The organism is Segatella maculosa OT 289, assembly GCF_000243015.1.
Lineage (GTDB): Bacteria > Bacteroidota > Bacteroidia > Bacteroidales > Bacteroidaceae > Prevotella > Prevotella maculosa.
The window spans coordinates 381,577-404,996 of the sequence record NZ_JH594501.1; the positions used below are offsets into that span (position 1 = coordinate 381,577).

The 23,420-nt window shown below is 51.2% G+C and carries 16 protein-coding genes; 7 read left to right on the forward strand and 9 right to left on the reverse strand.

Annotated features, from left to right (window positions below; genetic code table 11):
- Nucleotides 1-65: 65 nt before the first annotated feature.
- Nucleotides 66-1,295 (reverse strand): nucleoside recognition domain-containing protein, encoded by a 1,230-nt coding sequence (locus HMPREF9944_RS03655; RefSeq protein WP_008564520.1) that lies wholly within the window; start codon nucleotides 1,293-1,295, stop codon nucleotides 66-68.
- A 216-nt stretch (nucleotides 1,296-1,511) separates the two neighbouring features.
- Here HMPREF9944_RS03655 and HMPREF9944_RS13285 point away from each other — a divergent pair, with 216 nt between their 5' ends.
- From HMPREF9944_RS13285 to HMPREF9944_RS13295, 3 genes are read left to right on the forward strand one after another with little or no spacing between them, the layout of a single operon-like run.
- Nucleotides 1,512-2,153 carry a DUF3413 domain-containing protein gene (locus HMPREF9944_RS13285; RefSeq protein WP_008564521.1) on the forward strand — a complete coding sequence of 214 codons (642 nt, stop codon included), beginning with the start codon at nucleotides 1,512-1,514 and terminating at the stop codon, nucleotides 2,151-2,153.
- A gap of 23 nt (nucleotides 2,154-2,176) precedes the next feature.
- Nucleotides 2,177-2,353 (forward strand): hypothetical protein, encoded by a 177-nt coding sequence (locus tag HMPREF9944_RS13290; protein ID WP_244861106.1) that lies wholly within the window; start codon nucleotides 2,177-2,179, stop codon nucleotides 2,351-2,353.
- Between the two features lie 45 nt (nucleotides 2,354-2,398).
- On the forward strand, nucleotides 2,399-3,349 hold the full coding sequence (locus HMPREF9944_RS13295; protein ID WP_406674621.1) for a sulfatase-like hydrolase/transferase: 951 nt from the start codon (nucleotides 2,399-2,401) through the stop codon (nucleotides 3,347-3,349).
- Between the two features lie 1,904 nt (nucleotides 3,350-5,253).
- Here HMPREF9944_RS13295 and HMPREF9944_RS03665 read toward each other — a convergent pair.
- Nucleotides 5,254-7,704, reverse strand: a complete 2,451-nt coding sequence (locus HMPREF9944_RS03665) for a glycoside hydrolase family 2 TIM barrel-domain containing protein (protein WP_008564524.1) — start codon at nucleotides 7,702-7,704, stop codon at nucleotides 5,254-5,256.
- Between the two features lie 380 nt (nucleotides 7,705-8,084).
- Here HMPREF9944_RS03665 and HMPREF9944_RS03670 point away from each other — a divergent pair, with 380 nt between their 5' ends.
- The 4 genes from HMPREF9944_RS03670 to aspA all read left to right on the forward strand — a co-directional run bounded on the left by HMPREF9944_RS03670 (nucleotide 8,085) and on the right by aspA (nucleotide 13,278).
- Nucleotides 8,085-9,431 carry an anaerobic C4-dicarboxylate transporter family protein gene (locus HMPREF9944_RS03670; protein ID WP_008564527.1) on the forward strand — a complete coding sequence of 449 codons (1,347 nt, stop codon included), beginning with the start codon at nucleotides 8,085-8,087 and terminating at the stop codon, nucleotides 9,429-9,431.
- Nucleotides 9,432-9,461: 30 nt separating this feature from the next.
- On the forward strand, nucleotides 9,462-10,508 hold the full coding sequence (locus HMPREF9944_RS03675) for a type II asparaginase (RefSeq protein ID WP_026356260.1): 1,047 nt from the start codon (nucleotides 9,462-9,464) through the stop codon (nucleotides 10,506-10,508).
- Between the two features lie 2 nt (nucleotides 10,509-10,510).
- Nucleotides 10,511-11,704: a porin gene (locus tag HMPREF9944_RS03680; protein ID WP_044113308.1), complete on the forward strand. Its 1,194-nt coding sequence runs from the start codon at nucleotides 10,511-10,513 to the stop codon at nucleotides 11,702-11,704.
- Between the two features lie 161 nt (nucleotides 11,705-11,865).
- Nucleotides 11,866-13,278, forward strand: a complete 1,413-nt coding sequence (gene aspA, locus HMPREF9944_RS03685) for an aspartate ammonia-lyase (RefSeq protein WP_044113336.1) — start codon at nucleotides 11,866-11,868, stop codon at nucleotides 13,276-13,278.
- Between the two features lie 681 nt (nucleotides 13,279-13,959).
- On the opposite strand, the gene HMPREF9944_RS03690 is transcribed toward aspA, so the two are convergent.
- From HMPREF9944_RS03690 to HMPREF9944_RS03720, 7 genes are all read right to left on the reverse strand, one after another.
- On the reverse strand, nucleotides 13,960-14,988 hold the full coding sequence (locus tag HMPREF9944_RS03690) for a DUF4434 domain-containing protein (RefSeq protein WP_008564531.1): 1,029 nt from the start codon (nucleotides 14,986-14,988) through the stop codon (nucleotides 13,960-13,962).
- 50 nt (nucleotides 14,989-15,038) lie between these two features.
- A complete protein-coding gene (locus HMPREF9944_RS03695) occupies nucleotides 15,039-17,828 on the reverse strand; it encodes a glycoside hydrolase family 2 protein (protein WP_008564532.1) in 2,790 nt (929 codons plus the stop codon).
- 405 nt (nucleotides 17,829-18,233) lie between these two features.
- Nucleotides 18,234-19,121 carry an ROK family protein gene (locus HMPREF9944_RS03700; RefSeq protein ID WP_008564533.1) on the reverse strand — a complete coding sequence of 296 codons (888 nt, stop codon included), beginning with the start codon at nucleotides 19,119-19,121 and terminating at the stop codon, nucleotides 18,234-18,236.
- A gap of 11 nt (nucleotides 19,122-19,132) precedes the next feature.
- Entirely contained in the window at nucleotides 19,133-20,368 is a 1,236-nt protein-coding gene (locus HMPREF9944_RS03705) for an MFS transporter (protein ID WP_008564534.1), read from the reverse strand.
- Nucleotides 20,365-21,435, reverse strand: coding sequence for an SIS domain-containing protein (locus HMPREF9944_RS03710; protein WP_044113310.1), 1,071 nt, complete (start codon nucleotides 21,433-21,435; stop codon nucleotides 20,365-20,367). Before HMPREF9944_RS03710 ends, HMPREF9944_RS03705 begins: the two co-directional genes overlap by 4 nt.
- Nucleotides 21,436-21,514: 79 nt before the next feature.
- A complete protein-coding gene (locus HMPREF9944_RS03715; protein ID WP_008564537.1) occupies nucleotides 21,515-22,441 on the reverse strand; it encodes a glycoside hydrolase family protein in 927 nt (308 codons plus the stop codon).
- Between the two features lie 109 nt (nucleotides 22,442-22,550).
- Complete coding sequence (locus HMPREF9944_RS03720; RefSeq protein WP_008564539.1) at nucleotides 22,551-23,342, reverse strand: DeoR/GlpR family DNA-binding transcription regulator; 792 nt, start codon at nucleotides 23,340-23,342, stop codon at nucleotides 22,551-22,553.
- Between the last annotated feature and the right edge of the window lie 78 nt (nucleotides 23,343-23,420).

A 23,420-nucleotide genomic window follows, 5' to 3' on the forward strand; every position in this document is an offset into this window, starting at 1 on the left:
TTTTAAAAAGTAATATCCACCTCCAACCTCTCCCTTTTGGAGGGCTGGGGTGGGACTTTAAGCGCTTATTCAAAGAAAAGATTTGCCAAAAAGATGGCTGCAATCACGCCTGCAAGGTCAGCCAATAGGCCGCAAACAACAGCATGACGCGTGTATTTAATATTCACACTGCCGAAATAAACGGCAAGAATGTAGAACGTTGTGTCTGTACTTCCTTGGAACATACAGCTCAGTCGACCGACAAAACTGTCGGGACCGTAAGTCTTCATGGCCTCCAACATCAGGCCACGTGCCCCACTTCCGCTCAAAGGTTTCATGAAAGCAGTGGGCAAAGCACCTACGAAATCGGTGTTAAGTCCGCATTTCTCCACGCACCATGCGATGCCATTGATCAGCATATCCATAGCTCCGGAGGCGCGAAATACGCCAATTCCCACGAGAATGGCCACGAGATAAGGAATGATTTTCACGGCCGTGGTGAAACCTTCCTTGGCACCTTCGATGAAAGCATCATAGACATTGATTTTCTTAATGAAGCCCGCAACGATGAAACTCACGATGATTGAGAAGAGAATCATGCTGCCGCTGAGGTTGGCAACGGTCTCCATCGTCTTTTGGTCCAACTGTCCGAAGCCCCAAATTACCACGCCCACGAATGCCAAAAGGATCCCGATGAACGCCAAAAGTGCGGGCTGTAGCAAGTTAATTCGCTGCCAAAGAGCTGTCAAAATGATGCCAACAAGCGTGGCAACTGTGGTGGCTAAGAGGATAGGAACAAACACATCGGTGGGAACGGCAGCTCCGTATGCAGCCCGAAAGGCAAGGATGGTGGTCGGAATGATGGTTAGTCCGCTTGTATTGAGCACAAGAAACATGATCATTGGGTTGGTTGCGGTGTCTTTCCTCGTGTTAAGTTCCTGCATTTGCTGCATGGCTTTCAGCCCAGTTGGGGTAGCTGCGTTGTCAAGCCCCAGCATGTTGGAAGCAATATTCATGAAGATACTTCCCATCACGGGGTGGTTCTTCGGTATATCGGGGAAGAGTTTAGTGAAGATTGGGCTCAATGCCTTTGCCAATACATTCACTACACCGGCCTTCTCGCCTATCTTCATCATGCCAAGCCAAAGCGATAAGACGCCAGTTAGCCCCAATGAGATCTCAAAAGCATTCTTTGAAGCGTCAAAAGTCGACTGTACAATCTGTTGAAAGACTGTCGTGTCTCCCAAACACAGTGCAATCAATGCGAAAAGGAAGGCAATTGCAAAGAAAGCCACCCAAATATAATTCAGAACCATACGAGTGCAAAGTTAAAGGAAATACGTTATATATAAAAGAAAAACGTGAAAAAACATGGCAAAAAGAACTTTCCTGCTGCGCATGAATGGCTACATCTCGGTACTGTTTGGCTCGTTCAGCGGCATATAAATCTTGATTTTACAGTGCGAAACAGGCGTTGTTTCAAGAATAAATGCCTAATTTTGCAAGCAGAAATTTAGAAATAATTTTATATCATGGTTCAGACAGACACTTTACAATATCAGTGCAAGGGCGTCATCTACTACTTCTTGTCCACCTTGCTACTGGCACTTACCTTCTTTTGTTACATCATCGGCAGCACTATTTTGCCCGTCATGGACATCATGGGCTGGTTGTTCTTCGTGCTTTCCTGCCTCTCTCATGCCGCCATCATCATGCTCTTGCCCCTTGCCGGCTATGCACTGCTGGCCCGATTGCGGCAACCTTGGGTGGCCGGAGTCTGGTTTGTGACGTCGGTTTCCCTGTTGTTGGTGTTGACAATGCTCAATCTTCAGGTCTATCAACTGTATCGGTTCCACATCAACGGCATTATTCTTAACATGGTATTCGGCAGCGGTGCGAGCGAAATATTCAATTTCGACGCGGCCGTTTTGGCCAAGGAAGGGGGCATACTCCTGCTGTTTGTGGTGGCAGCCTTAGGGCTATGGCGACTCGTTCCCACGTTGGTAAGGCATACGAGTCGGGGCAAATTGTGGTCGATGGCGGCCTTTTTAATGTTGTCAATCCTTGCATCTAACGCCATACATGTATATGGAGCGTTCTTCCAAAAGCCCTCCGTGATGAAGTCAAGAGCCCTACTTCCCTACTATTTTCCACTCACTGCGACGAGCGCTTGAGGGATTTGGGCTGTCAAGCTCCTGTGAATCCCATTGCAGACATGCCCAGTTCGACCGACGTTATCTATCCTTTACACCCCCTAAAAGTGAAGGATTCAAAGCGTCCGAACATCATTTTTATCTTCATCGACTCGTGGAACAAGCGCACACTTACGCCCGAAACGATGCCCAACGTCTATCGTGTGGCCACCGAGAGTTAGTGGTATGACAATCATTTCAGCAGCAGCAACGGCACCCGGTATTCCATCTTCGGACTCTTCTTCAGCGTTCCTTGTTACTATTGGAACAGCTTTGAGTCGAGTCACATCAGTCCGTTGTTCATCGACGAAATGATTCGGCAAGGTTATAACTTTAGTATTCACGGCAGTGCCAACTTGGTTAACCCGCCATTCTCACGTGTGGTGTTCCAAAGGGTGCCCAAATTGCAGGTGAACACGCCCGGTGCAACGACTTACGACCGCGACCAACGCATCACACATGACTTCATCAGTGCGCTGCCACGGCTGAAACAAAAGGGAAAACCATTCTTCTCGTTCCTCTTCTACGACCTTGCACACAGCTATGAATACCCTAAAAGCATGCCTAAAAGGTTCAAACCGTCATGGGACTACGCCGATTACACCCGCTTGAACAACGACATGGACCCCACACCTTACTTTAACCTCTACCGAAACTGCTGTTGGTTGATCGATAAAATGATAGGCGAGGTGATCAAACAGCTGAAGAAAGAGGGCTTATATGACCATTCTGTCATCGTTATCTCTGGAGATCACGCCCAAGAGTTCAATGAAAACAAAAAGAACTACTGGGGACACGGCGCCAACTTCACCAAGTGGCAGATTGGTGTGCCTTTGTTGTATCGCATTCCGGGCGAGAAGCCTCGGAAAATCAGCTATCGCACGACGCATTATGACCTTGTTCCGACCCTGATGCACGATTGGTTGGGCGTAACGAACCCCATCGAAGACTACAGTATCGGCCATTTGCTCACCGATAAAAGGCCACGTCGCTGGCAAATGGTAGGCTCTGACATCGAGTATGCCTTTATTATTGGGGGCGATACTATCGTGAATAAGGAAGGCGACGGAGCCATGGATGTGACCGATAGTCGGCTAAATCCCGTGACTAACTACCGCATTAACCCACGTGAGTTCAATGCCGCCATTCAGCAAGTCAACCGGTTTTTCAAGAAATAATGGCTTCGGTCGCAGGCAAACCTCCCCCACTCCTTCCAGAGAAGGGGAGTGTTTGTCAAGGAATAATAGCCTTTGTCGCACCCAGCCTCCCCCAACCCCTCCAAAGGAGGGGAGAGTTTTTCAAGGAATAATAGCCCTTGTCACGTCCTTTTCTCAAGGGGAAAGGAAGCCGTCGAGGGCTAAACCGTGATTTACGTGCAACATTTTTCGCCCACCGTTAGGCAGCGTTCACGGGCCATGTAGGGACGCACGGCCCGTGCGTCCGCTCAAATGGCTATGCACCTGCATTCACTTCTCAAAACCATTCGCCAGCTGTTGATTTGTAACCTCGCCTTGCTTGATCGTTGATCGGGCTGAAATTATCGCACGAACGCCTTGCTTTGTTGTTTCATGCGATTGTTTGGGTAGAATGCACGCCTTGCTTTTGTTTTTTTATTCGGTTGTTTGAGCGGAACGAACGCCTTGCTCTTATTATCTTATTCGGCTGTTTGAGCGGACGCACGAACCGTGCGTCCCTACATGCTTATAGCGTTTTTCATGTAAAGGCGAGTGAAGTGTGGGGGAAATGTAGGGACGCACGGCTCGTGCGTCCGCTCAAATGGCTATGCACCTGCATTCATTTCTCAAAACCATTCACAAGCTGTTGATTTGTAACTTCACCTTGCTTGATCGTTGACCGAGCTGAAACTATCGCATAACCACTTTGCTCTTGTTGTTTCATGCGATTGTTTGGGTAGAACGAATGCCTTGCTTGTGTTATCTCATTCGGTTGTTTGGGCGGACGCACGAGCCGTGCGTCCCTACATGCTTACAGCGTTTTTCATGTAAAGGCAAGTGAAGTGCGGGGGAAATATGGGCATACAACCAACAAACCGCATGGCGGTTTCATTGTTTATTCTCTCTTTGTGCTCTGCATTCCCAATCCGTATATAGTAAACCGCATGGCGGTTTTGTTGTTTTTCCTCTCTTTGTGCTCTACGTTCCCAATACGCATATCGTAAACCGCATGGCGGTTTCGTTGTTTATAGGGCAGGGTTGACGTGCAACGTCAACCCTGTCACCGAGTGACGAGCAAGAAGCCAACGCCAAGGGTGTTGCGTTTTCTTCCGATAAATGGCTTTCCTAATTCTCAATGAAAGTCTTTTTATCGCCTAACCGCAAGCGACATATAAAAAACACCAGAGAATATATAAATGAAAATAAGCCCTATTGATTTATAAAATATGCTTGGATATTCTACGATTTTCGTCAATATACCGCTTGCGGTTAGGAGAATAAAATCCAAGGCCTTTGACATTGGAAATCAATAACTTATATCCTGCGTTCCAATCTCAGCCATTTTACCGCGCAATGTCAGCCATATTACACGCTAAAAGGACTGAGATTACCGCGCAATATGGTTGAGATTGCAAACCGTTCGAATGCATGTAGGGACGTTGACTTTGAACATTGAACTTTGAACATTGAACTTTAGGATTAGCAAAATGATAAGATGAACTGTTGACAAGAGGTATGTAGGGACGCACGAGCCGTGCGTCCGCTCCGTTTTCCAGTTGACCAGTTAACGAGTAAACGGGGAACAAGTTGATTGTTTACGCGCATGTAGGGACGCACGGCTCGTGCGTCCGTTCTAACAATCGTGCAGTTGTGCTTCATTCTCCTTGGGCGGACGCACGGGCCGTGCGTCCCTACATACCTCAAAGCATGTAACTCGCTGACTTACCAACTTATTTAACTCGTCAACTCCGCTTGGGCGGACGCACAGCCCGTGCGTGCCTACATGCGATTTCACCCATACCACGACGCGAAATGGTTGAAACAAGAAACCGGGAAAAGGAGGTTGGAATTCAATATGAAAACGCATGCTGCAAACCACAGCCATTTTTCCGGTTTATCCTGCTGTTTCAGTCGGCTTTCAGCTTCAAAGTGGCGTGCTTACCGAGGCTTTTGTCCGTCACGGTCAGCGTGATATCGCCACGCTGTCTGTTGCTCTGAACGATGACAACCAGCTTTCCGTTGAAGAGTTTCATGCGGGGTTCGGTGAATGGTTCGAGGCTTGTGGCATCGCCGTTGCAGGCAGCTTTGAACGTTGCCGCGCCGCTTACGTCGAACGACAGCGCATTATCGGCCGTCGGAATGAGCGTCCCTTTGGCGTCAACCAGCGAAACAGTGACGAAACAAAGGTCATCGCCGTCGGCATGAATGCTGTTTCGGTCGGCTTCCAACACGAGATGGTCGGGCAAACCGGCTGTCATTATCTGCTGTGTGGCCACGGCTTTACCGCTGGCATCGTAGGCTATCACCTTCAACTCGCCCGGTTCGTATTTTACATCGTCCCACATCAGGCGGTAACGTTGCAGCAACTCCTTGGTTTCCAAGCGCCGTTTCTCCTCGTTTGGCGTTCCCGGCGCGACGGTATAGGCCTGTTTACACTTCCGTCCAAGGCTTTTTCCGTTCAAAAACAGCTCGGCACACGGATAATCCGTGTAGACGAACACGGGTGTTTCCATACCTTCGCGCCCGTTCCACGTCCAATGGGGCAGGAGGTGCAGCGTGTGTGCCTGCTTGTTCCATTCACTTCGGTAGAGATAGTAGCGGTCTTTCGGTATTCCCGCAAGGTCGAAGATACCGAAATAGCTGCTCCTACTCGGCCAAAACTCATCATATGGCGTGGGTTCTCCAAGGTAATCGAAGCCTGTCCACACGAATTGGCCGATTGTCCACGGCCGATCTTCCTGCATAAGGAAGTCAGCTTCGGGCAGATTACTCCAGCCGCAGTATTCCGTATCATAGCTTGAGCACTGCCCATCACTGTAGGTAGCCTTGTCGGTGATGCGTGCGGGGAATTTATACACGCCACGTGACGAGACCGTTGAGGCCGTTTCGGCCCCCAAAAGAAAGCCCGCGGGAAGTTGGGTGATGTTCGTATCATATTTATATACCCTGTAATTGAAGCCCGGAACGTCCATTTCCTGCGCGAAACCGCTCTTCAGGGCCGCCTCGGCACGGTCCATGCCCTGCGTAACGGGCCGCGTCGGGTCCAATCTGTGGCAAATGGCCTGCAAGTTGCGGGCCATCTCGCGCCCTTCTGCGCTGCCTTGCTCGGGAATCTCGTTGCCAATGGACCACATGATGATGGAAGGATGGTTGCGATGGCAGCGTACAAGGTTCTCAATGTCGCGCTCGCTCCACGCCTGAAAGAAGCGGGCATAACCGTTCTTGCACTTGGGATAGCGCCACATATCGAAGCTTTCGGCCATCACCATCATGCCCATGGAGTCGCAAACTTCCATCTGTAGCGTCGAAGGTATGTTGTGACTGGTGCGGATGGCATCGCATCCCATGTCTTTCAAAAGGCGTATCTGGCGGATAAGGGCAGCCTTGTTGACGGCTGCACCCAGCGGTCCGAGGTCGTGATGTAGGCAGACGCCCTTAATTTTCCGGGCCACTCCGTTGAGTTGGAAGCCTGCTTTCGACACGCTGACCGTGCGAATGCCGAAGCGTTGTTGCTGGCGGTCGTCGACAAGTGTGGGGCCTTTGCTGCCACATTCGCGACATATCGCGAGGTCGAGTGTGTAAAGTCGAGGCGTCTCGGGGCTCCAACAATGCGGCTTTTTCACCGTAACGGTCAGTTCGTTCAAGCCGCTTGGGGCGGCTGGTCGGCTGAATGAGGCCACAAGGTTGCCCCGGTCGTCGATGATCCGACCGCGAACCAATCGCCCTTTCATGGGTCCGACGGTCTGAAAGTCCACTTTCAAGATGGCTTTTCCGGCTTCGATGCGCTCCGTTCTGACGAAAGTCGCCCACGAATCGAAGTGAGTTTCGCCCGTTGTCACGAGTTTCACGGGCCGATACAGCCCGGCTCCGGGATACCATCGGCTGCTTTCCTCGACGTTATTCAGTGTTACGGTGATGAGATTGCGGCCTTTCTTCAGCCATCTCGTGGCATCTATCCGGAAAGGCGTGTAGCCATATTTCCATTCTCCTGCAAAATGACCGTTGACATAGACCTTTGGCTCGGCCATTGCACCGTCGAAGGCGAGCCAAGCATGTGAGGGAAGCGTCTCGAAAGTCAATTCTGTTTGGTAAAATCCCTTGCCTATCCACGGAAGCGCGCCCGAACGACCGCTCTTCTCGGTGGCTTTCTGTTCGCCGTTTTGCGTGATGGCCACGCATTGCAGGTCCCATTTCTTGTCGAAAGGGCCGCTGATGGCCCAGTCGTGCGGCACGGTTACCGGCTGCCAATGCACACTGTCGCGGCTGAACTGCCAGGTTCGCAGGTTTGTTTCTTGCCGGTTCTGTGCCTGGACCACGCAAGATAAAACGCTCAATAACAGGATAAAAGGTCTCTTCATGTCGTATCTTATTTTGGTTAACTGCCCACAAAGATACGAAAAAAAATGATTATCGGAAATTTGTTTCCGTCATTTTGCAAACTGCCTGATGTATGTAGGGACGCACGGCTCGTGCGTCCACTCCGACAATCATGTATATTCGTTTACCATTTGCCTTGAGCGGACGCACGAACCGTACGTCCCTACATGCCAATATGGCCTCGAGAAGATGGTTTCAACCTGTATTTTGCGGTCGGAAAACATGAAAACTGGGCCGATTGTTTCGTATTTTACAAAAAGAGTGCAGGATTTTGTAAATACGGTTTGCCTTTTTTTGCCTATTTTTGTCCATAGAATTTAATATTCAACGAGCCTATCTTTCTACAAACCTACTATCATTTATGGTGACCTTTTTGATTATCTTGCAACTCTTTATCGTCTTGGCACTCATCTTTATCGGTGCACGTGTGGGTGGCATCGGGCTGGGAATCTATGGCATGGTGGGTGTTTTTATCCTCGTGTTCATCTTTGGTTTGAAGCCCGGAAAGCTGCCGATAGACGTGATGTTGATTATTGTTTCGGTCATCACTGCGGCAGCTTCGCTGCAAGCGGCAGGCGGATTGGACTACTTGGTGGGCCTTGCTGCGAAGTTTCTGCGCCGACATCCCGAACACATTACTTATTATGGACCACTCGTAACGTGGCTTTTTTGCCTCGTAGCCGGCACAGCTCACACGTCTTATTCACTGCTTCCGATTATCTCAGAGATAGCAACCAACTCGAAGATAAGGCCCGAACGGCCGATGAGTGTGGCCACAATTGCAGCCTCATTGGGCATTACTGGCAGTCCGGTTTCAGCAGCTACGGCGGCTATTATCTCCACTGATTTGCTCGGTTGCAGGGGAATTGAACTGAAAGATGTGCTGATTATCTGCATTCCGGCATCGCTCATTGCCATCTTGGTGGCCTCTTTCGTACAGAACCATGTAGGGAAAGAGTTGGTTGATGACCCCGAATACCAACGCAGGGTCAAGGAAGGTGTCATCAATCCCGAGCAGGATAGCAAGCAAATGGAGCAGATAGAAGCGCACCCGAACCCTCATGCCAAGTATGCAGTGATGGCATTTTTGATGGCTGTTCTGCTGGTTGTGATCTTCGGTTCGGTTCCTTCTCTGCGCCCATCTTTCGTGGTTGACGGTGAAACCGTGCGCATGGGAATGCCCGAAATCATTGAAGTTGTTATGATGGCTATGTCGGCTTTGATCCTCTTAGTGGGCAAAGCAAAGGTGCAAGATGCCGTGAAAGGCAACGTATTTGCAGCCGGAATGAATGCCATGGTCAGTATTTTTGGCATCGCATGGATGGGCGATACGTTCTTCAACGGCAACCTTTCTTTCTTCAAAAGTCACATCGCTGGCATCGTAACTCAGTATCCTTTCCTCTTCGCAGTGGCGTTGTTCTTCATGTCGATCATGCTGTTTTCGCAGGCTGCAACAGTGAGAACACTCTATCCATTGGGCATAGGTTTGGGCATAACTCCGCTGGCTTTGGTGGCCATGTTCCCTGCCGTTAACGGCTATTTCTTCATTCCCAACTACCCAACAGAGGTGGCGGCAATCAACTTCGACCGCACGGGAACGACGCGAATTGGCCGATATGTGTTGAACCATAGCTTTCAATTGGCCGGCTTCATCACGACATTTGTGAGCATTGGTGTGGGCTATTTAGTCATCACCTTTCTATATTAACACCTATCTTTAACCTATAAAACAAACAGTATGAGAACAACTAAGATTTCAATGCTGATGCTGTTGGCATTGGTATTCACGCTGACACTGAGTGCAAAACCCAAGATTCGCATCATCGCAACGGGCGGAACGATTGCCGGAGTGAGTGCAAGTGCCACCTCATCTGCCTACGGTGCGGGGCAAGTAGGCATTCAAACACTGATTGATGCCGTGCCTCAAATCAAGGAATTAGCCGATGTAAGCGGTGAACAATTGGTCAATATCGGCAGTCAGGACATGAATGATGCCGTGTGGTTGAAGCTGGCTAAGCGCATCAATCAGCTGCTTAGCGGAGACTATGACGGCGTTCTCGTGACGCATGGTACAGATACGATGGAGGAAACGGCCTATTTCTTGAGCCTCACAGTCCACAGCGATAAGCCCGTAATCCTTGTAGGTAGCATGCGACCTTCAACGGCAATCAGTGCCGATGGGCCTGCAAATCTCTACAATGGTGTGGCAGCTTTGGTCGATCCTTCGTCCAAAGGGCATGGCGTTATGGCCTGTATGAACAACCAACTTATCGATGCTAAGAGCCTTATCAAGACGCATACGACCGACTGTGCCACGTTCAAAGGCACCTATGGAGAGATGGGATACGTCTACAACGGCAAGCCTTATTACATCTTCGAGCCTACATATAAGCACACAACTCGAAGCATTTTCAATGTCGATAACCTTGAGAAACTGCCGAAAGTTGGCATCATTTACGGTTATGCCAACTGCTCAACACTTCCTATAGAGGCTTTTTTTAAGGCCGATTTCGATGGCATTGTGCTGGCCGGAGTGGGTGATGGTAACTTCTATAAAGACGTGTTTGACGTTGCAGTTCAGATGCAAGAGAGTGGCACACAGATTGTGCGTGCGAGCCGAGTTCCCACAGGTCCGACTTGTTTGAACGGAGAAGTGGACGACAGTAAGTATCATTTTGTGGCCGCATTGAACCTTAATCCGCAGAAAGCACGCGTGCTCTTGCAACTCGCTTTGACCAAGACGCGCGACTGGCAACAGATACAAAAGTATTTCCAAGAGTATTAACCATGAACAAGACAATGTTAATTTGCGCCTTACTTGCCGCAAGTTTGACGGCAGGCGCACAGAACGGAGCCAACACCGGCATGGGCGGAAGCGACGGAAACTACGCTTCTTTGGCCGAGAAAGTGGCGAATTTGGAAAAGAAGAACGATGCGTTCAACGTGTATTTCAACTATGCTGCGAGCTTCCGGGCAGAGCAGAACGGCGATAAAGAATGGTCTACGGCCTTTACCAACAAGCAATTGCGCCTTGAAATCAAAGGAAACATCGGCGACCACCTCTATTATCGCTTCCGTCATCGCCTGAACAAGGGCACAGATGCACGTGGAGACAACTTTGCCAAGGCTACGGATATCATGATGGCTGGCTGGAAATTCAACGACAAGTTGAGCATTCAGGCCGGTAAGATGTGCCAGATTTGGGGCGGATTTGAGTTTGATGAGAACCCCATGTACATCTATCAATACAGCGATATGGTAGACTATATGGACAATTTCATGGCCGGTTTGGTCGTTTCCTACAAGCCTATACCGAGCCAAGAGTTGGCTTTTGAGGTGTCAGATGCCAACAATGACAACCTCAATATGGTCTATGGTGTGGGGTCAAATGCATGGGAACAGGGTGGAACTCGGCCCTTAGAGCAATCCAAAAACCCGTTGACTTACATCGCAAACTGGAATGGAAGCTTTGCCAACGGCATGATTAATACGCGATGGTCTTGGGGACTTCAGACGCAAGCTCGGCACAAATACAGTCGCATGCTCGTGCTTGGTCAGCAGCTAAATCTTGCGAAGTTCCAATGGTATGTGGACTATATGGGAGCATGGGATGGGCTCGATCGGCTCGGAATAGCAACCGGTGACATGGGTCATGTGCTTGGAGCCAACGTCTATGCCAGCGATGTTCACTACAATAGTTTCATCTCTAAGGTCAATTGGCAGTTCGCTCCGCAATGGAACCTCATGCTGAAAGGCATGTATGAGACGGCAAGTATCAGCAAAATGGAGCAAGGAAAGGACTACAGAAAGAGCTTCGGCTACATCGGAAGTGTGGAGTATTACCCCATTAAAGACCAGGACTTCCGTGTCTTCTTGGCTTATGTGGGCCGCAAATACGACTTCAGTGAGAAGTCGGGGCTGAAGGATTACAACACGAACCGCATCGAATTGGGGTTCATGTATAGGATAAAGGCATTCTAAACACCCACCTCCATCCCCTCCCAAAGGGAGGGGAGAGGGTGCTTGCAGAGGATATCTTGAAAATAAAATAATAGAAAACAACAATGATTCATTGGGGAATTGAGGAATTCTTCATGAAAGATAATTCCTCATTTCCCATTAAACATCAACATTCAACACCTATGTCAGAAGAAAAATTCAGAGTAGAGTCCGACCTTTTAGGCGAGCTCAAAGTACCAATCGATGCCTATTACGGCGTACAGACCCAGCGTGGCATCAACAACTACCACATATCGCGCAAGAAGATGCGTGACTATCCCGACTATATCGTGGCCATTGCCTACGTAAAACTGGCTGCCGTGCAGACCAATCACAGCCTCGGTGTCATCAATGATGAGATTTCTGGTGCCATCAGTCAGGCCTGTCAGGAAATCATCGACGGCAAGATGCACGAGAACTTCCCCATCGATATGATGCAAGGAGGAGCCGGAACGTCGGTCAATATGAACGCCAATGAGGTGATAGCCAACCGTGCTCTCGAGATAATGGGACACAAAAAGGGAGACTATCAATACTGTTATCCCAACGATCATGTGAACTGTGGGCAGAGTACCAACGATGTTTACCCCACTTCCATCCGCCTTGCTCTCATTCGAATGAACAAAAGTCTCGTGTCAAGTCTGACGGGATTGATCAGCGCTTTGCGCTATAAAGGCGAAGAGTTCAAGGACGTTTTGAAGATGGGACGCACGCAGTTGCAGGACGCAGTGCCCATGACTGCGGGCCAAGAGTTCAATGCCTATGCCAATAACTTAGAGGAGGAAGTCCTCAATTTGGAGCGTAATGTCAAGCTGTTGCACGAAATCAACATGGGCGGAACAGCCATCGGGACAGGCTTGAACGCTGTTCCGGGCTTCGCAAAGCTGTGTGCGGCCAACCTAAGTAAGCTCACCGGAGAGCCTTTTGTCTCTGCAACCGACCTCGTAGAAGCCACACCCGACACCGGAGCCTACGTCAGTTACAGTGGCGCTTTGAAGCGTTTGGCCGTGAAACTCTCCAAGATTTGCAACGACTTCCGACTCATGGCATCAGGCCCGCGCTGCGGTTTGAACGAGATAAACCTGCCACCCAAGGCCCCCGGTTCGTCCATCATGCCGGGCAAAGTGAACCCCGTTATCCCCGAAGTTACCAATCAAGTGTGCTTCAAAGTCATCGGAAACGATGTCACGGTCACCTTTGCTGCCGAGGCAGGTCAGCTTGAATTGAACGTCATGGAGCCTGTTATCACTGAGTGTCTCTTTGAAAGTCTGTGGTGGTTGCACAATGCCATCGATACGCTTACAGAGGAATGCGTGCTCGGAATCACCGTCAATAAGGAGCGTTGTTACGAGATGGTGAAGAACTCCATCGGCATTGTGACGGCCTTGAACCCCTACATCGGCTACAAAAACAGCACAAAAGTGGCCAAAGAAGCCCTTGAAACCAATCGCTCGGTCTATGACATCGTGCTCGAAAAGGAGCTGATGACGAAGGATAAACTCGATGAAGCGCTCGACCCGAAGAACATGCTCGTGTCGCATAAGTTCATCAAGTAGGTCCCTTTATTGTTGATATCGGGCGGCCACATGGCTGCCATCACACGCTATTTGAGCGGACTACGGGGCCGTATGTTCCTATTTTCAATGAGCATTTGCCATGGAAATATATAGGGACATACGGCTTGTGCGTCCGCTCAAACAGCAATGCACACACATAAGTACCAAGGCATTCGCATGCCCCGGCTTTCATTCTGCACGCCCATCAGCCCCATTTGAAGACCAAGCGCATGCACATTGAAAATCAACCACTTACTTCCTGCATTCCAATCTCCCCCATTTTACCGTGTAATATGACCCATATTGCTGTGCAATCCCAGCTATATTGCGCGGTAAAATGGGTGAGATTGAAAAGCAAGGTGTAAGTCGTTGGTTATCAATAGAACTTATGTTCCGTTCTGCTTGAACGATGTAGGGACACACGGCTCGTGCGTCCGCTCTAACAATCGTGCATTTGTGTTTCATTCTCCTTGAGGGGACGCACGAACCGTGCGTCCCTACATGGGCACCGCTGTCATTTGGTGTTCAAAACCGGGCACATGATGACACGATAAGGTTGAAACCAAGTTGCAACAGGGCCGATGTGGCCGCAAAAAAAGCCCACCGACGATATGAAACCGGCGGTGGGCGCTTGCGTTCGCTACTTATTAGGAACGCGATGCTTGAAGATTCGGAGCCGCTCTATTTGAGCGTTTCAAGATATTGACGGTAGGTTTGGCGGAGCTTTCCGGCCGTTTTGCCGCCCGGACCGGTGGGACACATGTCGTTATAGTATTGGAACGAAACGGCCTTCGTGACTTTCTCGACGGCCAGTTCGGTTGTGAGTTGCTGCTTGATGCGGGCGAACGGCGCGGGAACACTGCCGGATGAGAAGGTCTCAAGGTCGGTCCAGAAGGCTCCTTTGTATGATGTATTCTCCTTGAAAAGGCCCTTTGCCGCACTTTGATAATAGCCGGCGAATCGCTCAAGCGTCACGTGTCCCACGCCAACTCCGTCTTGCAGCATGATGACTTGCAGGTTGGCCTTGGCCAATTCGGCCATGAAATGCTGCAATTGTTCGGGCGTTGAGAGGTCGCTGTTCCAGAAAGCGGCAATCGAAACGGGCTTGCCGTTCAGCTTGTGGAGCCTGTCTGAGATGCGGTTCACAAAGTCGTTTCTGAACAAAGCCACCTTTGCATCGCTGTTATAAGCATAAGGTTCGGGTTCATGGGGAATGTACCAGCCCTTGAAAGCGGGGCTGTTTCCGAACCGTGCTTGGATTTCCTGCGCAATGGAGATGCAGCGGTCGGCGTGCAGTTTCAGCCATTCGGCATTGGTTTGGTTCTTCCAATACTCGTCGTTGAAGTAAAGTCCGATGTAGACCTCCATGTGTTTCAACTCCGCGGCAGCCAACAAGCGGGCCAAGGCATACTTGTTCTTGTTCTTGGTGAACGTGTTTTGCGAGTCGAACCACGTGTTGTCGTTGTAGGCAGCAAACTGAACAATGACCGTGTTCAGCCCGATTTTCTTCATGCCTTCCAGCAGACTGTTCCACTGATAAGGCGCCCAATCGTCCTTTCCCGAGAACTCTACGAAGGTTCCCGTGAGGGCTTTACGGGCGTCAACGGTGATGTAATCGGCGTCGTTTGTGCCGGGTTGCGAGTCGTCATTGCTGCAACTGCCCAGCAAAAGCGGTAGCAGCAGCGCGATGAATAAGCAATACTTCTTCATAATTCTTAAGGTTTTATGTGTTTGTTGATAGGGATAAGTCGATGGATTTGTTATTGGTCGCGGTCTAACTTCAGCACGGGTGTGGTGCCGTTCAGGTCTTTCCGGGCGAACGTTGCCGTCACTTCACGCGTCTCACCGGGGAAGATGGTGAGGAAATTGTCGCTCCAGAAGGTCGGCAAAACCTCTTCTCCGCCCTCTCCTTTGGTGATGATGAGGCGGTGCATGAAGGCAAGTCGGTCGGTAGGGTTCTTGACATTGACCTTCATAATGACGTCACCATCTTTCGTCATTGTAGTGGAATTGAGTTGCAATTCCACTTTCGGCATACGTGTAATTGGCCGGAAATCGTTCTTTCCGTCAGCCGAAAGCCAATAGAAGTTCTCTGAAACCACCCGGCCGTTCTTGTCTTTCAGGAGCAGACGGGCAAAGTAAACGGGCGTTATTCCGTCGGGTTGTGGAATGGTAAACAGCTCTTGATAGCGGTCTTCTCCGATGGAAAGCGGTTGCTGTTTCTGCCATGCAACGTTCATGTTGAAGTCATAAAGACGCACGTCGGCCGTGAGTTCATCGTGCGAACGATGCTGGGTATTGATGACAGCCACCATGCGGTTGTGTTCGTTCATCTGGATATGCAACGGCTCCAAGGCCTTCTTTGCGTAGTAATATCCCGCATTCGGATTGAGGAACCAGTCGTAAATCTGCCACAAAACCTGCGGCCATGTGGCGTTAAGTTTCCACAACATGACTCCAGTTGTAATGTCCCACATGCGATGATTTGCGGCTTCATACATCGCACGATAGCTGCCCGCGTTGATGTATTGCGCCCATCTGATGTAGTCTTCTGCGCTTTGTGGCTGGCCAAACTGGCGGCGAATGGCGTCGTCATAAGGCTTGTAGGCGTAGCTTTCTGGCGGACAACAGATGGAATCCCAAGCGTCGTGGTAGGCCCACACCTTGTCCAACGGATAGTAACCCCGCTTCTCTCCCTTGCCCAAATCATAGATATACTTCTTCATGCTGGCCAAGGTTGAAACGGCAGGCACGCCCATCTCGTTGCGAAACATCTGGTCTTTCACCTCCAATACCTTCTCATAATAGTAGGGATGTGGGTACCATGTGTAGTCAGGAGCGTTCTCGTCGGTCATTCCGGTGGGCAGGTCGGGCTTGATATACGGCGTTTCTTCCACATTCCAGCCGTGGCTCGACGTCGCAATGAACGGACGTGTGGGGTCGTTCTCGCGGATATACTGTCGCAAAGGCACGTAAAGCTCTTCGCGAACGATGGTTTCTATCTGCATACACCACAGCACCAAGCTCGGGTGGTTGCGGTATCTTTTCACCACATCATACATGTTTCGCAGTGCCAACTTGGTGTCCGTGGGGTTCTTAAAGGTCTCCGTTCCGGGGTAACTTGTCCAACATTGGAAGAAAACCTCCCACATCAAGAGGCCGTATTTGTCGTAGGTTTCCATCACTTCTTCGGGAGGCGAGGGCATGTCTTCATTGGCAATCATGTTCACGCCGGCTGCGGCAAGGAGCCGAGCCTCGTCATACATGCGCTTTCGGTTCATGTCCAAGAGCATATCGGGCTGGATAAAGCCGCCCCGACTGAATATCCTTTTGCCGTTTACCCAAAAGATTCGGCCGTGTTCGCCATCGCGTTCTTTCAGCGTAGACGTTATTTTACGGATACCAAACGTGGTGGTTTGCGTGTCAGAAACCCTGCCGTCGGCCTCGAAAGTGAGCTTCAGTCGGTGCAGATATTGCATGCCATAGCCATTAGGCCACCACAGATAAGGCCGCCGAATGTGCAGTTGTGCGTAGTCTTTTGGCGTGAACGACACCGTAATACTGCGGCCTGCAGGCACCTCAACCTCCCGTTCAAACACCACAGTTTGCATGCTTCCGGGCATCAGTTTCCTGTACGTACAGAAGTCAATCTCCTTTTCTAAGTCGATGGTTCCACGCAGAATGCCCCGCCGAACGGTCGTTCCTGCGTTGCGAAGTTCGGCCGAAACGGTGACGAAAGCATTCGTCGTGTCGGGCAGTTGCAGGTCGGTAACCACGTAAGGGTGCTCTATCTTCACGTCGTCCGTGTAGGAAAGGTAAACATTCTGATACATTCCCATGTTGCGATCGCGCACGACGGGCGAGCAATCCCAGCCGGCCATGAACTTCAACGTAACGTCTCGGAATATCTCGGCACCCTGTCCGCGTCCTTGTCCGAACGGTTCGAAGAGATAACCCGGCGACGGTGTGCCCACATTGTCTACCTGATAGATTTTCACGGCTACCGTGTTCTCTCGGTCAGCTGACACGAATCGCGTCACGTCATACTTGAACCTGAGGAACATTCCGGCCATCTCGCGGTGGTCGGCCACCTGCTTTCCGTTCACCCAAACGTCGGCTCTGTAGTTGATACCATCGAAGTTGAGCCACGCACGCCGCCCTTTCCGGTTGGCCGGAATGCGGAACTTCGTGCGGAACCAATAGGGATGCTTGAACGGATTGGGCGTACCTTTGATGTAACTGTACTTGCTCAGACCCAGACGTCGGTTCAAATCGTCCGACGCATCGGGTATCTTTAGGTCGTTCAAATCGAAGTGTGGGTCGGGATAAACACCCGCCTTGACGAGCGCCCCCAGCACACTCGTGGGCACTTTCGCCTTGATCCAGCGGTCCGTTTTATAGGAGGAAAGCGAGAGCATTCCGCCACCTTGCTTCACCTGCACGGCGGATTTCAGTTCCCAGTCCGTGAGCATTTGCTTCTCGTCCGAGGCATTTGCCGGCATAACGGCCAATGCCGCGAGGGCAAAGATAGTTGAAATGGTTTTCTTCATTGTATCGTTTTTCGTTGTTATTGCTTCTATTGTTTTGTTCGTTCGCTCGGATTTTGTGCCGTTCTCCGCCAGCGTGCGTTGCGGGATGAGGCATGTCGGCTTACGTGATGGTTGACGTTGCGCGGCGACCCGTGGAATTTTCTCCCGCAAGGAAATTTATTTTCTCCCGTATGCCCATAAATTTTCTCCCGTATATAAATTTATTTTCTCCCGCAAAGAAATTTATTTCTTCCCGTATGAAAATTTATTTCTTCCCGCAAGGAAATTTATTCCGTGCCGCAATAAGGCTCATTTTGTCGGGCAATATGGGTCATGTCAGCGCGTAAAATGGCTGATATTAGCGTGTGAAATGGCTGAGATTGCAGGCCAAAATGGCTGAAATTGCGGGCCGAGCGTGCCGGTTCTTCATTCCAGCATCAGGCAGGCTGCACCCACAAAGCCGGCATTATCGCCCAGCATCGACAGCACGACGCGCGTCTGCTTGGCCGGAACGGGACAGATGTTCTGCCGGAGTTGTGCCTCCATCGCGGGGCCGAAGTAGCGGTAGGCTGCAGCGATTGAGCCGCCCAAGATAACGGTTTCGGGATCAATGAGGTTGATGGTCCATGCCAAGGGCACGGCCAGATGCCGCCCGAAGGTCTCCCATGTGGTCAAAGCCTCTTGGTCGCCCTGCTCGGCAAGCCTGAATACATCGAGCGAAGATGCCTCTTTTCCCGAAACAGAACGGTAGATGTTGGCGACGCCATGCCCTGAGATGAAGTCCTCGATGATGCCGTCTGCGTAGGGCGAACACCAGATTTCGCCGGCCGTTCCCGTTGCTCCGTTCCATATCTTCCCATCGAATACGAGTGCACACCCGATACCCGTGCCGAGCGTGAAGCCTGCAATGCGCTGCTTACCGCGGCCGGCTCCGAAGCGAGCCTCGCCCAGAATAAGGCAGTTGGCATCGTTGTTGAGTGCCACGGGCAGGCCAAACTCCCGGCTCAATGCGTCGCGCAAGGGGAAGAAGTGCAGTGTGGGCAGCTGCGGACATTCGAGAATGAGGCCCTTGTCGCTGTCGAGCGGGCCCGTAGACCCCACGCCGATGCCACGCAATCGGGCCGGGTCGAGGTCGTTGTCGCGTATCACTTGCCGGATAGAGGTCATGATTTTGTCGAGGATAACCTCCTTGGGTCGTGTGCCTTCCGTGGCCACTTTGACGGGCGTTCCTATCACGTTGCCCTGTTGGTCGATGGCCCCTGTCATGATTTTCGTGCCACCGAGGTCTACTCCTATGATGATTTCTTTTTCCATTCGTTTGAGAATTAATTGTCATTGACATCTAACCGGCCCTTTCCCCACACCGAAAGTGCGAACACATAAAGGAAGGCCGGCACGTTGACTGCCATGCCGGCAACCATTCCCCAACGGTTTCCGACGCTCCCGACGAGCCAACCTACGAGCGCACCGCCCACGATTGCCGTGCCCAAAAGGCCCGAAATCATGCCGTGGTCGCGGTCGAAACTGTTGATGACGGCACTGAAAACGGAGGTGAAGGAGACGCAGGTGAAGTAGCCGGTCAGGGCAAACGCCACGAGCGAAACGGTCTCGTTGCCCGCGATGGCGCATAAAAGTGCGATGACCGTGCAGGCACTGTGGAAGATGAAGATGCGTCTTTCGCTGACGAAACGCATCAGGAACGAGGCCACCATGCGGCCCACGGCCTGCAACAGCCAGAACAATGCGACGATTAATGCCGTCTTTGAGGGGAAAACCCGGTAGAGAAAGGATGCTTCGCCCCAAAAGGATTGCGCGTTGTCAAGGTGATGCACCTCGTTCATAAAGGTGATGATGTAGGACGAAACGCCCACTTCGGCTCCCACATAAAGGAAGATGCCGAGACCATAAGTGCAGACAATCGGGTGGCGGAACAGCGTCCATAGCCGCGAAAGGTCGAGTCGTTCTTCCTCGCCGGCCTTGGCTTCGGGGAATCGGGCAAAGGCCACGATGAGCAGAATGGCGATGCAGACGACGGCGATGAGCAGATAAATGGTTTTCCATGAGCAGCCGTTAGACTGCAACACCGGTACGATAAGCGGACTCAAGGCGTAGCCCAAGGCCCCGATACCGATGACCATGGTGAGGTTGGCCGTGTATCTTGACGGCGCATCGAGCACGCGGATAAACGGATTTCCGGCTATCTGAACGGCCGTGACGCCTATCCCGATAAGGAAAACGGAGACGATGACGGCCACATAGTTGTCGCTGAAGTAGCACAATAAGGCTCCCGCAGCCATCAAACCCGTACCCGTGAGCAGCACAAGTTTGGCCCCTCGCCGGTCCATCAGCATGCCGAAGGGAATGGAAGTGAGCCCGTAGGCGAGGAAAAAGGCAAGGGGCAGGAGGGCTGCCACGGCCAACGAGACGTTGTATTCGGTCTGAAAACGGTCGATGACCACGCCGATAACCGACGTGAGCAGCCCGAATATCACATACATCAACGTGGTGACAACCAGCAGAAAGGAATGTTTCTTTTCGCTTCGTACCATGGGATTGCTCATTCGGTCATCGTTACTTTGGCGCCACGCGAGAAGCTTCCGGCCTCGAAACCGTGGCGTTTGGCATACGCATCGATGAAGAGTTGCACGGGAATAATGCTCTGTATGGAGAAGAGGAACTCGTCTTGCTCGTCGATATACACCGGAACGATGTGCTCACTTTGCCTGTTCAGCGCGGCCTTTGCATTCGTTATGAGCCACACCTTGCCGCCGAACCGCGTGATGTCTTCGGCCATTTTCAGGCTTTGCTCCAGTGTTTTTCCTTCTGAAGCGAACAATATCGACTTGAAGCCTTGGCTCACCATCTCCATAGGACCATGGCGGAACTCGCCGCCCAAGATGCCCGTTGCGGCGATATGTGTGGCTTCTTTGAACATGAGGGCGCTTTGGCTGGCCGTAGAGTAGGCCGGACCGCGGGCGATGATCTGCAAGGTTGTGATGTCGCCGAGGAAGTTCAGGCCTTTGTCGAGCCAAGCTTCATAGCCCGAAAGCGTGTCTTCGAACCGACGTTGCAGTGCATGAAGGCGTGCGATGGCGGCCTCGTTCCACTTCCCGGTGAGGTATAAACCGAGGATATAAGCTGCAAGTGAGGTCACGACATAGGTCTTCGTGGAGGTCATCTCCTCCTTGCCTCCCTTGCAAAGCAGGGCAACGTCGGCCTTCTTGGCCAGTGCACTGTCTTCCTCGTTGACGATGCCTGCGCAGAAAACCGTGGCAGGAAGATGCTCAAGGATTTCCTTTATCTCGTAGCTTTCGCCCGACTGCGAGGAACAAACCAGCAGTGTGGGCTCGTCGAGCAGGCTGAGGTTGTAGTGCAACAACTCGCTCGTGTTGATGTACATGGCGTGAATGCCGAGCTGATTGAAGAGGTTGGCGGCCGCAAAGGAGATGAAGAACGAACTGCCCATGCCCGTGAATATCACGCGACTGATGGCACGTTGTGCGATGGTCTCCTTGATTTTCGCCAACAGGGCCATGCCTTCTGCGCCCGAATAGAACGCAATGATATTCCCGATGGCAGCGGGCTGCTCCATTATCTCTGTGAGAAACTGATTCTTTGTCATATTCATAATGTGTTTGGATTGGGTTTATAACGTTGAGAAACCGCCCGTATCTCCCGACACAGGCCAGTCAATTATCATGAAATACCTATTTCGCTTTCATCATACGCAGCACCCATTGACCCTTTGAAAGGTCGATGCAATGCGAATAAGTCACGTAAAGATGGTTGTCGAGTACGTATTGGAAGGCGCAGGCGTCGTTCTTATACAACACAGGATTGTTGCTGACGCGCTTATAGCCACGGTCCACTTCCTTCGAAGAGAAGGCGTTCGTGACCCATTTCGTGTGGGTATCGTCGCTGAATTCCTCTACCAACAGATAGTAAGTGCCGTCATAATAGGCCACCGAAGGAGCAGCCAAGGTCTTGTCGGAAGACACGACCGTGTAGGGTTTCTGGTTAGGTAGGTCGGCCACGTTCTTGCTTTTCTTGACGAGCACACTCCAATACTGATTGCTCTTGGCCTGTTCCGTTCCGTTATAATAGAAAAGGTAGAAGAAACCGTCGTTCTTGTTGAAGTAGATAAAAGGGTTTTGGTTCTGCTGACCGTCAGCATAAGGCACCACGACACGCTTGTTATCGAAGTCGATACCATTGTCGCTCTCGGCCATCATGATGCGACTGTCTTTGTTCGGGCCTTTGTATTCGGCATAGAACATATAGAACTTACCGTTGCTCATCACCACCGTCGGCCACCGGCAATTGGAAGCGATGATGGGATTACCCTCATATTTCACCCAATCGAGCAGGTTGTTGCTGCGCACGAGGCCCGCCTTTCGCAGGTGAACGTCGTTCTCATAGTGGTCAAGGCCATAGTAGCCCCAATACTTGTAGCCGTCCTTGTTGGCCTCAACCACCGAGAAGGTGTGCACGGTGCCGGCATCCCAGCCGCATTTGTCGCCTTGAATGACCAGCTGGTCATCGGTGGCTTGCGGGTAAACGTTACGCTGTCCGAAGGCATTGACGCTCAATGCCGCGAACAAGCTCAATGCAATGAATGATTTCTTTGTTCTCATACTTTCTTGTTTTTATGTGTTATGAATGTTTCTTCTTACCAAGTCACCCCGACAAGCCATGAAGAAAGTAACACGAACCTTACTCGTATGAGCTTCCTGCGTGCAGACTTTACACCATGTACACCTCCACTTTGTCGGTCAGAAGCGAGCGGAACTCCTCGTCGGTGAACCGTTTCGTGGTAATGAGCTTGTCGATGTGCTTCACATCGGAAATGACACCGAGACTCCGCCGCCCGAACTTCGAGGAGTCAACCAGCAGGAACACCTCGCCCGCGGCCTCCATCATCACCCGGCTTGTCTTGGCTTCGTTGATGTCGGGCGTGGTGAGTCCAACCCTAAAGTCAACGCCGTCGACGCCCATGAAGAGCTTGTCGGCCGACACACGGCGCAGGGCTTCGTCGGCCAAAGGGCCCACGAGCGTAGCCGCTTTCTTCAACAGACTGCCGCCCACCATGATAACCTCGATGGAAGTATTGCTCAGTTCGGTGGCGATGTTCAGCGCATTCGTGATCACTACCAGCCGCTTGAAGCCCTTGATTTCCTTGGCCAGCAGACTCGTTGTGGAGCCCGCATCGAGGATAATCGTGTCGCCTTCGGAGATGAAAGCCGCAGCCTTGCGCACGATACGCATCTTCTCTTCGAGGTTGATTTTCTCCTTTTCGTTGAGCGCAAGGCCCGGATAGAGTTGCTTCACCTTGACGGCTCCGCCGTGCGTGCGCTTGAGCAGGCCGCGCTTCTCAAGCAACAGCAAATCCTTGCGCAGCGTCACGGGCGTGGCCCCCAGCGTATCGACCAAGTCTTTGGTCACCAAGCGTCCCTCTTTCTCGAGCAATGCGATGATCTTTCCCAGCCGCTCTTCTTGGAAGAGCACGTTCTCTGTCGTTCCTTTCTGTTGTTCCATGCTGAAATCTGATTAAGTCCGTAGTGCAAAAGTACGAAATTCCGTTTACTTTCGTTTCTTTTTGCCCCTTGATTTTCG